Consider the following 12,395-nt stretch of genomic DNA (forward strand, 5'->3'; position numbering starts at 1 on the left):
TAGTAAGTGGCGATAAATCATGAATTGTAGCATTAAACGCTAGAAAGGTTTTAAAACGGTAATTATCACATTTCCCCTATTACACAGAGGCCTACCTTTTGTGTGCTGCGGTTAAATCCGCTGTAAGGCCCCGTATTGACTTAGTATCGACCTCACTATAGAAAGTGTCAGAAAGTCGCTTTACGCGGTCTATTTGGGCTTTGTTTGTTAGGTTAAGCAAACAGTAAGTGACATATCGGATAAAGTAAGCCCGTGGTGCATTGGCGTCATTAGGTTTCTTTAGGATGATCTCGGGCCAGAAAGGCTCATAGGTATATTGTAAGTCATGCCATGACTTAAAACGTTCAGAAGCAGCATTAACCTTAGTAAGCCTATCTAAGTCCCACATAAAGCCAAATGAAGACTCAAATACTCTATCTTCTAATGCGCCTTTCAAGACCTTCGCCTCTTCTCTATTCGTTACATGAAAATCAATAAGCCACGCTAGGTCTTTGTATAGGTTAAATACTCTTTCGTCAGATACTGATTGTAAGTCGCTTCCAGATAGAAGGGCGGCGAGTTTCTGCGACGTTTGAGCCACATCAGCTTTCCACTTTTGCCTATCCTTTGCTGTTAGCTTGCCCTGGGGGTTATCAGGCCCTAAATACCCCATTACAATTACAGCAAGTAAGTCTGAAGCTGTGTAGTCGCTACAGGATATAGCATCTTTCCAGATATAAGCGTTATCAGGGTTATCATAAAAGAGCCTAGGTATGTCGCTAATAGCTTGTGAAGCGCGCACGGCCCTATCAATAAGTAAACTAAGATATTCACGGCTACCTTCGCTTTGTGCCGTGGCTAATTCCTTATTAAGGCTTTGTATGCTTCTGGCCTTGTGTTGTAGATCAGGAAGAATTTCATTTTCCCACGATGATAATGCTTCATCTAATGAACCAAGCATTTTTGTCATACCGTACCCCTACGGAATCCCATAAAGAGGAACTGGCACAGGTGATTGGGGTCACTTTTCGGGAGCTACCCTAGCGCCAGTTTATAAGGCTAAGCTGCGGTGATAGTCAGCACGTTATAGTCAGGGTCGATATACTTATGAAGAATCGCATGATATTCGTGTGAAGCGTCACATATCTGAGAACTAACGCTATAACAGGCACTTCTAAAAGATTGATACTCTGTAGATGAATCTTTTTGTTGGAATACGCCGTTTTCTAGAATGCCTAGCATTTCATCTGCTAGGGCACTTGAAGCTTCTCTTGTCCTAATGATTAACGCTAGGTCTTTAGAACTATCACCCTTACCAATGCTTTCAAGCTGAGTTAACGTACTTTTAAATGCGGGTAACATTAAGCTGAGCGCCTCTGATAACGTCTGAGACTGTGAGTCTGTATAGCTGCGACCACCATCTATAACAAGCTGCATGGTGTTATACAAACTGGTGAACGCTAGTAGCTGACTCTCATGCTCACCTGCGTCTAAGTAATTCTTCAATCTGTTATTGATTTCCATATTAATTCCCTACCGTAGTTAATTGACCCTGCACGACACTCATCAGGCTTGTTTTTTAAAAATGGGCGTAACGTTACCGTTATTCTTAAGACTATCTAAGTAATCACTCCACCATTGCATCATTTCTTTACGTTCTTCTAAGTAACGAGCATGGTGCGTGTAAGCAGCTCTAACACCATTCCTTTCCATATGTGAAAGCTGACGCTCTATTGCGTCTGGGTTAAAGCCAGTTTCATTTAGTATTGAAGATGCAGTAGCACGGAACCCATGTGGGTTAGCCTTGCTTTTGCCTTTAGTTTCACCATCATAGCCCATGCGAAAAATAGCCATCCGCATAGTATTGTCAGACATTTGCTTAAACCTATCTCTTTCAGAAGGAAAAACGAACTCAAAACGAGCGCTGAACGGCTTGGTATTTTCTAATACTGCAAGTGCTTGCCTAGAAAGTGGCACGATGTGATCAGACTTCATTTTCATTCTATGCGCTGGTATGCGCCATAGCTTTTCTTCTAAGTCGAATTCATCCCAACGGGCACCGGCTAACTCACCAGGTCTAACAAAAGTGTGTACCAATAGTTCAATAGCTAGCTTGGTGAGCAAGCGGCCTTGCTGGTGGTAGTCATCTAAATCACGTAGAAACTGTGGCAATTCTTCCCTTGGTAAAGAGGCCCTGTGCGATGTTTTACGCTTTTCCAGTATTCCGGATAGCTCAGAAGCAGGGTTATGGAGTAAAACGCCAGTCTGTACAGCGAAGCGACAAACGCGCCTAATGTCTTGAAGTACTCTTTGAGCAACATCGAGCGCACCACGCGTTTCTATTTTTTGAACGGTTCTAATTATATCTTGAGGTGTGATTTCACCAATGGGCCGCTTGCCTAGCGTCTTCAACGCATTATCATTTAAACGAGTCCAAATTCGGGCGGCATGGCCCTCGCTCCACTGGCCCTTTTGTTTGTTCCACCAAAGCCGTGCTTGAGTGTTAAACAGTTCTATTTCGCTTACAGAAGAAAGGTGCTTCTTGTCCTGCTTTATAGCGCTAGGGTCAATATCATCTCTTAATTGTCTTCTAGCTTCTGAAACTGCTTCTCGTGCATCCTTTAACGATACTTCTGGATAGACGCCAATTGCCAATGTCTTTTGTTTTCCCTGAAAACGATACTTAAGACGCCAGTACTTAGAGCCATTCTTTTTCACGAGCAAACGCAGGCCCTTCTCATCAGTGAGCCAAATATCCTTTGTGCTTGCTTGAGCTTGCTTTATTTGAATGTCTGTTAAGGGCATGTGGTGCTACCTATCGTCTGATTAATCGACTGGTGCTACCAACATGCTTACTTGCTGGTGCTATTTAGTCGTAATTGAACCTGTGTAGCACCGAATGTAGCACCATGTACCACGAGATGACAATAGACGACAATATACAGGTAGACACTGTAAATGCTGAAAAATAGGGAGTTTGAGGTGTTAGATTGACTGTAAGAAACTATTAAAAACTATGAAATGGTGCCCGGGGCCGGACTTGAACCGGCACGCTGTTACCAGCGAGGGATTTTAAATCCCTTGTGTCTACCAATTTCACCACCCGGGCATCGGGTTGCTTTTCAGCAAAGGTGTCAGGCGTAGAACCTGATGCTGCGATGCAGCGTTTGGAGGCGGAACCCGGAGTCGAACCGAGATAGACGGATTTGCAATCCGCTGCATAGCCATTCTGCCATTCCGCCAGATGCGTCTGGCGCGTGATTAAAACTCATCTCTAAGAGATTGGAGCGGGAAACGAGATTCGAACTCGCGACCCCGACCTTGGCAAGGTCGTGCTCTACCAACTGAGCTATTCCCGCATGTCTTAATCGACCATTTCGTTTGGTTGATGTCCTCTCGAAATGTGGGGTGCATTCTACCTACCCATTCAAAACTGTCAACACAAAAAAGCGTTTAAATTGAGATAAATGCGGTTTTTTATGATCGTTTGCTATTTTTTTATTCACTTTGATTAATGTACGATCAATTTCACTTTACTGCGCCACTTCGAAGGTGTGGCCAGGCCGCTTTTGTATAAACAAACATTGACCAAATTGACAGCACTGCTGAGAAATATAAAAGAATATAACCTAAAGAAACCCAATAAATAGTTATGCCCATGAAAGTTTCTAATCCCGACAACAAGCCAATTAAGGCTAACATTTGCGCAGTGGTTTTTGCTTTACCTATAAAAGACACTTTAACCGCATCCCTTACACCATTCGAACCCATCCATTCACGTAACGCCGACACATAAATTTCACGAACCAATAGCGCAATAGATGGCAACGTGATCCACAGGTTTGCATAACTATGAGTAATCATAAGAAGAGCAGCGCCCACAATGAGCTTGTCTGCTACAGGATCTAAGAATGCACCAAAGGGTGTAGACTGCTGTAGTTTTCTTGCTAGATAGCCGTCAAACCAGTCCGTTATTGCCGCAAGCCAAAAAATAAATGCGCCTGCCTCGTGCGCCCAGCGCCAATCAAGAAAATAAACAACTACAAATACAGGAATAAGGATTACTCGGAATAAAGTAATACAGTTTGGAACAGTCCACATAAAAAGTACGTCTCGGTGTTATGCCTCTATGGGCGTTTTAGCGCGGTAGCGTATAAGCTCTGCATCTTTCATTTTTCTAACACATTACCTTAATTTGTAATGCATTGCTTGTTACTCATTCATTTATTGATGAAGGTGGTCGTAAATAGTTTCCGCCAGTTCAGGGCTTATACCAGGTACATTTGAAATTTCATCTTTGCTGGCTTTCTTAAGACCCTGCAATCCCCCCATGAATTTAAGCAGTGTTTGTCTGCGTTTAGCACCAATACCAGGTATGCTTTCCAAACTCGATGTGGTTTTAACTTTCTGGCGTCGGTTGCGGTGCCCAGTAATGGCAAATCGGTGAGATTCATCGCGAATATGCTGAATTAGGTGAAGCCCTGGCGAATGGCTGTCCATCGGCAGAGCCTGATGGCTACCTGCCAGTATTAGTGTTTCTAAGCCAGGCTTACGGGTGGTGCCTTTTGCCACGCCTAACAGCATAGGCTTTTTATCATGGGGCCAATCTTCAAAAAACGCTTCTGCTTGGGAAAGCTGTCCTTTACCACCGTCTATTAATAGAAGGTCAGGTATTTTTTGCACTTCTTTCACTGACTTGTAGCGACGTTTTAACGCCTGTGCCATGGCCGCGTAGTCATCACCTGGGGTGATGCCTTCTATATTATATCGGCGATAGTCACTTTTGTGCGGACCTTCACGATTAAATACCACACACGAAGCAACCGTTTGCTGGCCAGACGTATGTGATATATCAAAACACTCCATGCGTTGAATAGGCGTATCAACTTCCAGTGCCGCTTCTAGGTCGAGATAGCGTGCAAACACAGACTTTTGCTGACTGTATTGAGCATCTAACGCAGTTTGCGCATTTGACTGCGCCAGCTGCAGGTACTTGCGCTTCTCTTCCCTCGCCCCTTTGTAGAACTGGACCTTGTGTCCCGCTTCACTGGCTAGTACATCTGCTATAGCGTCTTCGTCAGTTAATGTATTGCTAAGTACTATCTGCTTGGGAATAACTTTGTTACCCGCCAGATAGAACTGTAGGAAGAAAGATTCAAAAACTTCTTGTTCATCGGCAGTGTTGGGTACTTTGGGAAAATAGGCCTTGCTGCCTAACAACTGCCCTTCACGAATAAACATTACCTGAATACACGCCATATTGCCTTTGAACGCAAACCCAAACACATCCATTTCGTCTTGAGTACCGGCAACCCACTGTCGTTCTTGAACTTTTCTTAGTGCATTAATCTGATCGCGGTAACGGGCAGCAGCTTCAAAGTTGAGTGCCTCGCTGGCTGCTTCCATCTTTTCCACCAGCCCACCAATGACCTGCTGGTTTTTACCTTTCAAGAACAAGCGTGCAAAATTGACCTGCTCTTTATATTCTTCATCGCTCACATAGCCTTCTACACACGGCGCACTACAGCGCTGCATCTGATACTGAAGACAAGGTCTGCTGCGTGCTCGGTAATAGCTATCTTCGCACTGACGTACGGGGAAGATTCGCTGCATTGAACGCAAGCTTTCTCGCACCGACCACGCACTGGGGTATGGGCCAAAGTATTCGCCCTTTTTCTTTTGAGGGCCGCGATGGAAAGAAAGCCTTGGATGTTCGTGGTCGGATAAGAAGATAAAGGGATAAGACTTGTCGTCACGCATGACCACGTTGTAACGCGGTTTGTATTTCTTGATGAAGTTGTTCTCAAGCAAGAACGCTTCGGTTTCGCTGTTTACAACCGTGACATCCATGTTCGCAATCTGACTAACTAGCGAACGCGTTTTGGCGTTATCAAGATTACTACGAAAATAGCTTGATACACGCTTTTTAAGGTTTTTGGCTTTTCCTACGTAAATAACCTCTTCCTGACTATTGTACATGCGGTACACGCCAGGTTGAGAGGTTAGATTCTTAAGAAATGCTGCTGAATCAAATGCAGACATAATCACTTTGACGTTGCGCGTCTAGTGACGCTTAAAAGGTGTTAGGATTGATAAGCTTATGACGATAGGCCAAGTGCGTTAGCTCTACATCAGAATTTACGCCTAACTTTTGAAACATTCGGTAACGGTAAGTATTAACCGTTTTTGAGTTAATACTGAGTTCTCGGGCTATATCCGGCACTTTGTGACCTTCGGTTAATCGCATTGCTATTGTAAGTTCTCTACTCGATAGCTCGTCAAACGGATTATCCGAACTAGGCAATAACTTACCGATGGCGATGCTATTGGCCACTTCTTGATCAACGTACTTTTGTCCTGCCGCAACTTTATGGATAGCGCGTATTACTTCGTCTGGCTCTGCATCTTTTGTCAGAAAACCGTATGCGCCTGCGTCCATAACTTGCATTGGAATAGGACTTTCCTTGTGCATTGAAACACAAATAACACGCGTATTTTCAGACATACGAACAATTTTCTTTGTCGCCTCCAGTCCACCAATACCGGGCATATTCACGTCCATGAGTACCACATCTGGCGCGTTTTTTTCGGCACAAAAGTACCGCGTCTTCACCGTTCTTCGCTTCTGCGAGAATAGTAAAATCGTCTACGTCTTCCAGAATCCGGCGTATCCCTGTTCTGACCAAATCATGGTCATCTGCTAGGATTATTTTTATCACTCTAGTATCTCACTGACTTCAGTTTTACATACAACTGGAATAAAGGCTGATAATGCTCATTAATGAGAAGTATTACCAGCCTTTAACCTTATCCAAGTCATCATACCACGAGATAAGAATTCGTGAAGTAGAGATACACAATTTGAAACTAAATTATTGATCTAGATTACTTTTAGGCAGCTATCTAGGTAATTCAAACCACAAGGCCACACTTTCCTCTGAGGCTTTCAGACGAATGATGTCTTGCTCGTAAATACCCAAAGCATCGCCTGCCTCTATTTCAACTGCATTCGTTTCACTGTCTACCACAGCCTGTACATTACCGCTAATCATATGAAGGTAACCCTTTTGGTCTTCAGTGCCATGCTCCCATGTTTCGCCAGCTTTCAAAGTTAAACGGCTGATTGCCGCATTTTGCTTAATGCGTAATGACCCTTCCCTACCGTTATCACTTACTAATAATTCAAGCTTTGAATCATGGTTATTTCCACCCGCCTGTGTGCCAAAGGTTTTTTGCGCATAGCTGGGCGTACCGCCTTTTTCATTGGGCACAATCCAAATTTGCAGAAAGTTAACAGGCTCTTCAGTAGAAGGGTTAAACTCTGAATGCATAATACCCTTACCTGCACTCATTACTTGCACGTCACCCGCAGGCACTACGTACTCATTACCGGTATTATCTTTGTGCTTTAAAGCACCGCTCACAACATATGAAATTATCTCCATATCTCTGTGACCGTGGGTTTCAAAACCTCTGCCGGCCTGAACAACATCGTCATTGATAACCCGTAGCGCTGAAAACCCCATATGTTTTGCATCATAATAATGTCCAAACGAAAAGCTATGTTGGCTTTTTAGCCAGCCAAAGTTCACTTTTCCTCTTTCATTCGCTTTTCTCAAATACATCATCTTGCATTCCTTATAACCGTAAGCCGCCACTGACTCTTCTGCCCAGCAGGAGTAACGCTGGGCGATAGAACATGTGTCAAGGGCTAATTATTTAATAAGGCCATTTTAATCCTCTTTAATAGAAATAAAATGTCATATATTTGAGCATATTATTCTAATATTTAGAATTAAACTAACTATCGGTCAACAGATGCGGGTTAAGCTACGCTAAGAAATAAAGCACAGTCTTTGCAGCGCGGTTTCTACAACCGCAGGGTGACAGGCTAAATTTAGCCTAATATGGTGTGGAGAACCAAAGGTCGCGCCGTCGTTACCTATCACGCCTCGCTCAATACATCCTTCCACAGTGGTCACGGGTGAATATTTGAGAGGTTGACGAGAAGCGTCACCTAAAGGAGCTTCATGCACAGAAGCGATACTGTTCGGCTGTGTTAAATGCGAAGGGAATGTTGAAAGGTCTAGCCACAAGAAATAGCCAGCGCTGCCCATTGTATAATTAACAGATAAACCATAGTGCTCAAAGAAGCGCACAACAAGCTTTCGGTTGAAGCTCAACGCACTTTTTACGCTGTCTAACCAAGTACTTCCCTTCTCATAGGCGGCAATCAACGCAACTTTTCCTAAGTTACTTGCGTTCAGGTGCCTGCTATTAATAGCTTGGGCAAACGTCTCTCTGATCGTTTCATCCTTAATGACCGCATACGATGCACCTGGAATACTCGCTAGGTTAAACGCCTTGGACACGCTATTAATGTGGATAATGCGTGGCAGTTGATGAGTATGGGTGTTACCACCGTTTTGACTTTCTTGGCGCCTTTCGCTCTTATTGCTTACCTCTGCACCAAACATGGGGATTAGCGTTGGTTCATTTGACGAGTTAAATGCAAACTCGCTGTGCACCTCATCAGTGATCATTAAAATATCGTTCTTGGCGCAGAAGCTCATAATAACACGCTGCTCTTCTGCACTTAACACTGTACCTGTAGGGTTATTAGGATGGCAAATCACGAATGCAGCCGCAGCACTATCGAAGGCTGAAGTATCTATAGTTGCGTTAGAACCTTCGACGTCTTCCTGACGACTCTTGTCGCTACCCTTTGTCGCGGCAACTTCAGAAAGCTTAGTCTGAATTTGACGCGTGTTTTGAATGACTGGAATAGATACTGGCGTTAAGCCGTTATTATGAATGGTCTCTGTTAAAGGGGAATAGGTTGGTGTTAAAACCATGACTTTTTGACCAGGTTGGCAAAAAGTGTGAAGTGCAACGTCTATTGCTCCTATTGCGCTCGCAACATCCACAACATCGCCACTTTCCACTTTAAATCGACTACTTTTTTGCGTGGTACGCTCAAAACGTTTTGCTACCGCGTCACCGATATCAAGGGACTGATATCCATAAGTAGAGCGAAGGTTTTGTGTAATCGCGCTGAGAATTTCATCACAAGGCGGGATGTCCATATCCGCTATCCACATTGGAATAGGGTCTTGCTGAGACGCGACAACGTTCGCTTGAGATGAAGACGCGCCCTGAAAGCGGCGAAATATCGCTGAATATTTAAGACGGGTTTGATCGAGTTTCAGGTGAGAAGGTGCCTGCCATACATCCTTGTAAGGCATAAACTCGCTTTGCATAGCGTTGAACACGGGGAGATGGCTTAGCGCGTTGCTCACCTTCACATTATCCTATTTATATAGCCTTACGCATTTACTATTGGCTAAAGGCCTTCTGAAATCTATTATATTTATAAGCGCGAAACACGCGTACCGCGCTCACTTTATGCTACACACACACTTTAATAGACACCGTGTTATTCTATCTTTTCAAACACGTTAAATTCAGAAAGGGTATGTTGGTATTTCCGCTTTGTTTCTCGAATGACAAATGGAATGTCTTTAGGTTCAGCAATTCGTTTAAAGCTCTGACCTAATGCATCTTCAAGCGCCTGAGTAGAACTAAGCGTTTCACCATTTTCATCTTTATAGCCGCCCAACCATTCACTTCTTTCGGTATACTCTTCCAACCATGTAAAGGGGCTGGCGACAACGAGCAATCCACCTTTATTTAGCCGCGTGGCCATGTCCGTTAATACCTTTCTTGGACTATACACTCTATCAATAAGGTTGCCTAAGAAGATCAAGTCGTAGCCTTTGAATTGCGGCTTCAAATTACACGCATCACCTTGTGCGAACGCAACGTTGTCTACACTGTCATCTAAACCGAGCGCAGAGAGCTTACGCGCCTTAAACGACGTAAGTTCACCTTCTTCTATAAGGTTATAGCGTATTTCACCACGCTCTTGCATCTCAAACGCTGTTTTTATAAAGCGTGCAGAAAAATCGATGCCATCGACATGATCGAAGTATTTTGCAAGTTCAAAGGTAGACCGACCAACGGCACACCCCAAATCTAATGCTTTAGCGTGTTGACGCCCTTGCATAGCGTCAATACAAAACTGCGCACTGGCTTTAGCAAAATTAGGGACGCCGTAGTACTCGTCGCCGTAATGGAATTCACTGTATTGCGAAACCTGTGTATCACTTTCATAATCAAAATCGTTCACTGCTATAACTCGCTTTCCTTGAACATACCGAAACCCCGCGTGCTGAAAGAAGTGGCGCCTAAAAGCGTAACGACTATCTTTCATTGCTTCGTTACCTGTAGATACCCAACTACCGCCTTTAATGAGGTTATGCTTATTGTCGAATGTTGGTGTTGTAAAGTCGTCATATAGAGGATGAACGATAAAGCCCTCAAACGGATAGATGGGTGTTTCTGTCCATTGCCATACGTTGCCAACAACATCATAAAATTCGCCGGACTTATTAACATTAACAGGTTCACTCGACGCATACTTTTGCAGCGCTATGTTGAATCCTTCGCTGTATACGATTTGTGTTACACCAGCCTGCTGTCGTAACGCTTGCCATTCATTTTCAGTCGGCAGACGAATAAGATCACCCGTTTTTTCACTCAAGTAGTTACAAAACGCTTTCGCTTCATGATAATTCACATCCACAGGCCAATCTAAAGGTAGTGGATGCTCTTCAAGCATGCTGCGATATAAATAATCATCACCCTTTTCAATCCAAAATACAGGGTGCTGAGCTTTAGTATATTCGCGCCACTTATTGCCTTCAGCCTCCCAGTATTTTGCGTTGTTATAGCCGCCGTCTTGCACAAACGATAAATACTCACCATTACTTACAAGAAATTTAGACGCACTAAACTCGCTAACGGATTCTTGCTGAGAACCATATTCATTGTCCCAGCCGTAATAAGCACTGTCCCACGCTTTGTCATTTATGACTTTCTGTGCCGGAACGGTCATTAAAACATTAGCCTCTAACGCTTCAGCATTAGTTTGCATAGTGCTACATGCAGGCCATTCTGGGCTGGGGCGTACCGATGCAATGGGTAGCTGTCTGATTAGAACAGATGAGGTTTCTAAATGAATACGTTCATGCTCTATTCCCATTACAACGGGCCACATTGGACTTTCCCAGTCAATAGGCATGCTGAAAGACATGGTATCTACTAAATCGCATACCAATGTGCGCACTTGATTACGATATTGACGCACCTCTTCCACCTTCGGCCAGTCGTAATTTTCATCGTTAAGATCATCCCAACTCATTTCATCAACACCAATGGCAAATAGCGATTCAAATTTTGGGTTAATGCGCTCGTTTATTGCCTTAGACAGTACTAATTTATTGATAAAGAAAGTAGCAGTATGACCAAAATAGAAAATTAACGGATGGCGCAACTTTTCAGGTCGTTGATAAAATACGTCATCATTGGCAAGACAAGAGAAAAGCGATTCGTAGGTATCAAAGGAATCGAGGAAATAAGCCTTAATTTCCTGTCTTTTTTGCTCAACTGTTCCGTCCCGTAAATTAAGTGTGGGCATTGCCTGCATAATGTCCTCTCGATTTTTGTTATTACTACCAACTGCGTAGGACCAGCGCCATAAGACTAAAAGAAGAGCGCTTTAAAATGCCGTAATGATTTCAGTTGATTGCTAACCCTTTATGTATACCAAGCTTTTATGAATAAAGCGCGACATAACTAGGTTTTTATGGAATGTCCTGTAATTACAAGATACAGACAGGATGAGATCAGAAAATATTTCACCCATAAAAAAACCCGCAACAATGTGCGGGTTTTCATAATATGGCGGAGAGTGAGGGATTCGAACCCCCGGTGGGTTTGACCCCACGTCTGATTTCAAGTCAGGTGCATTAAACCGGGCTCTGCCAACTCTCCTGAAGTGACGCTTATCTTAATGATTTACGTGACGCTGTAAAGCACTAATTTCAATTAAATCAATCAACTGGTGAAATATTCACCTTTTCGCAAGAATAATAACCATCTTGGTAGAAAATGACCTGCGTTCTCATTATTTAAAAACACTATTAGCGTTAACCTACTATAAATGCACGTAAAACTTAAAACGACGTTTTTTAAAAGCGATTGAAGTTCTCACTCAAAAATTCTCATTAGGTATTCTATGCACGTCGACAGTTCATGAGGCCAAAATGATAATGTTCGTTTAGCTTTGAACAATATAGTTTTGCGTAGGTTTAGCCATACACCAAAGCGCGTAAATTTAGCCCATAAAAAAACCCGCAACAATGTGCGGGTTTTTCGTATTTGGCGGAGAGTGAGGGATTCGAACCCCCGGTGGGTTTGACCCCACGTCTGATTTCAAGTCAGGTGCATTAAACCGGGCTCTGCCAACTCTCCTGAAGTGCTGCGTATCTTAATGATTTATGTGGGACTGTAAA

Annotated in this window: 8 protein-coding genes, 5 tRNA genes and 1 pseudogene; all 14 read right to left on the reverse strand. The window is 43.4% G+C overall.

Annotated elements, in window-relative coordinates:
* Positions 1-91 precede the first annotated feature (91 nt).
* The 14 genes and pseudogenes from AWH61_RS19450 to AWH61_RS19515 all read right to left on the reverse strand — a co-directional run bounded on the left by AWH61_RS19450 (position 92) and on the right by AWH61_RS19515 (position 12,354).
* Positions 92-949, reverse strand: coding sequence for a hypothetical protein (locus AWH61_RS19450; protein WP_075177972.1), 858 nt, complete (start codon positions 947-949; stop codon positions 92-94).
* A gap of 89 nt (positions 950-1,038) precedes the next feature.
* Positions 1,039-1,503 carry a hypothetical protein gene (locus AWH61_RS19455; protein ID WP_075177973.1) on the reverse strand — a complete coding sequence of 155 codons (465 nt, stop codon included), beginning with the start codon at positions 1,501-1,503 and terminating at the stop codon, positions 1,039-1,041.
* Positions 1,504-1,545: 42 nt separating this feature from the next.
* Positions 1,546-2,784, reverse strand: a complete 1,239-nt coding sequence (locus AWH61_RS19460) for a tyrosine-type recombinase/integrase (RefSeq protein WP_075177974.1) — start codon at positions 2,782-2,784, stop codon at positions 1,546-1,548.
* 217 nt (positions 2,785-3,001) lie between these two features.
* Positions 3,002-3,088: transfer RNA gene (locus AWH61_RS19465), tRNA-Leu, on the reverse strand.
* A gap of 59 nt (positions 3,089-3,147) precedes the next feature.
* A tRNA-Cys gene (locus tag AWH61_RS19470) sits at positions 3,148-3,221 on the reverse strand.
* Positions 3,222-3,262: 41 nt separating this feature from the next.
* A tRNA-Gly gene (locus AWH61_RS19475) sits at positions 3,263-3,338 on the reverse strand.
* Positions 3,339-3,507: 169 nt separating this feature from the next.
* Complete coding sequence (gene pgsA / locus AWH61_RS19480) at positions 3,508-4,080, reverse strand: CDP-diacylglycerol--glycerol-3-phosphate 3-phosphatidyltransferase (RefSeq protein WP_014949608.1); 573 nt, start codon at positions 4,078-4,080, stop codon at positions 3,508-3,510.
* Positions 4,081-4,203: 123 nt separating this feature from the next.
* A complete protein-coding gene (uvrC, locus tag AWH61_RS19485) occupies positions 4,204-6,021 on the reverse strand; it encodes an excinuclease ABC subunit UvrC (RefSeq protein WP_075177975.1) in 1,818 nt (605 codons plus the stop codon).
* Positions 6,022-6,052: 31 nt separating this feature from the next.
* Positions 6,053-6,698 (reverse strand): annotated as a pseudogene (gene uvrY / locus AWH61_RS19490) (UvrY/SirA/GacA family response regulator transcription factor).
* A 180-nt stretch (positions 6,699-6,878) separates the two neighbouring features.
* On the reverse strand, positions 6,879-7,607 hold the full coding sequence (locus AWH61_RS19495; protein ID WP_075177976.1) for a pirin family protein: 729 nt from the start codon (positions 7,605-7,607) through the stop codon (positions 6,879-6,881).
* A gap of 207 nt (positions 7,608-7,814) precedes the next feature.
* Positions 7,815-9,278, reverse strand: a complete 1,464-nt coding sequence (locus AWH61_RS19500) for an aminotransferase class I/II-fold pyridoxal phosphate-dependent enzyme (RefSeq protein WP_075177977.1) — start codon at positions 9,276-9,278, stop codon at positions 7,815-7,817.
* A gap of 137 nt (positions 9,279-9,415) precedes the next feature.
* A complete protein-coding gene (gene ovoA / locus AWH61_RS19505) occupies positions 9,416-11,527 on the reverse strand; it encodes a 5-histidylcysteine sulfoxide synthase (protein ID WP_075177978.1) in 2,112 nt (703 codons plus the stop codon).
* Positions 11,528-11,782: 255 nt separating this feature from the next.
* Positions 11,783-11,874: transfer RNA gene (locus AWH61_RS19510), tRNA-Ser, on the reverse strand.
* A gap of 388 nt (positions 11,875-12,262) precedes the next feature.
* Positions 12,263-12,354: transfer RNA gene (locus tag AWH61_RS19515), tRNA-Ser, on the reverse strand.
* Between the last annotated feature and the right edge of the window lie 41 nt (positions 12,355-12,395).

This window comes from Alteromonas sp. W12, from assembly GCF_001924945.1.
Taxonomy (GTDB): domain Bacteria; phylum Pseudomonadota; class Gammaproteobacteria; order Enterobacterales; family Alteromonadaceae; genus Alteromonas; species Alteromonas macleodii.

Excerpts from the sequence above, each read along its gene's own strand:
- AWH61_RS19450 (WP_075177972.1), bottom strand. The coding sequence starts at position 949 with ATGACAAAAATGCTTGGTTCATTAGATGAAGCATTATCATCGTGGGAA.
- AWH61_RS19455 (WP_075177973.1), bottom strand. The coding sequence starts at position 1,503 with ATGGAAATCAATAACAGATTGAAGAATTACTTAGACGCAGGTGAGCAT.
- AWH61_RS19460 (WP_075177974.1), bottom strand. The coding sequence starts at position 2,784 with ATGCCCTTAACAGACATTCAAATAAAGCAAGCTCAAGCAAGCACAAAG.
- pgsA (WP_014949608.1), bottom strand. The coding sequence starts at position 4,080 with ATGTGGACTGTTCCAAACTGTATTACTTTATTCCGAGTAATCCTTATT.
- uvrC (WP_075177975.1), bottom strand. The coding sequence starts at position 6,021 with ATGTCTGCATTTGATTCAGCAGCATTTCTTAAGAATCTAACCTCTCAA.
- AWH61_RS19495 (WP_075177976.1), bottom strand. The coding sequence starts at position 7,607 with ATGATGTATTTGAGAAAAGCGAATGAAAGAGGAAAAGTGAACTTTGGC.
- ovoA (WP_075177978.1), bottom strand. The coding sequence starts at position 11,527 with ATGCAGGCAATGCCCACACTTAATTTACGGGACGGAACAGTTGAGCAA.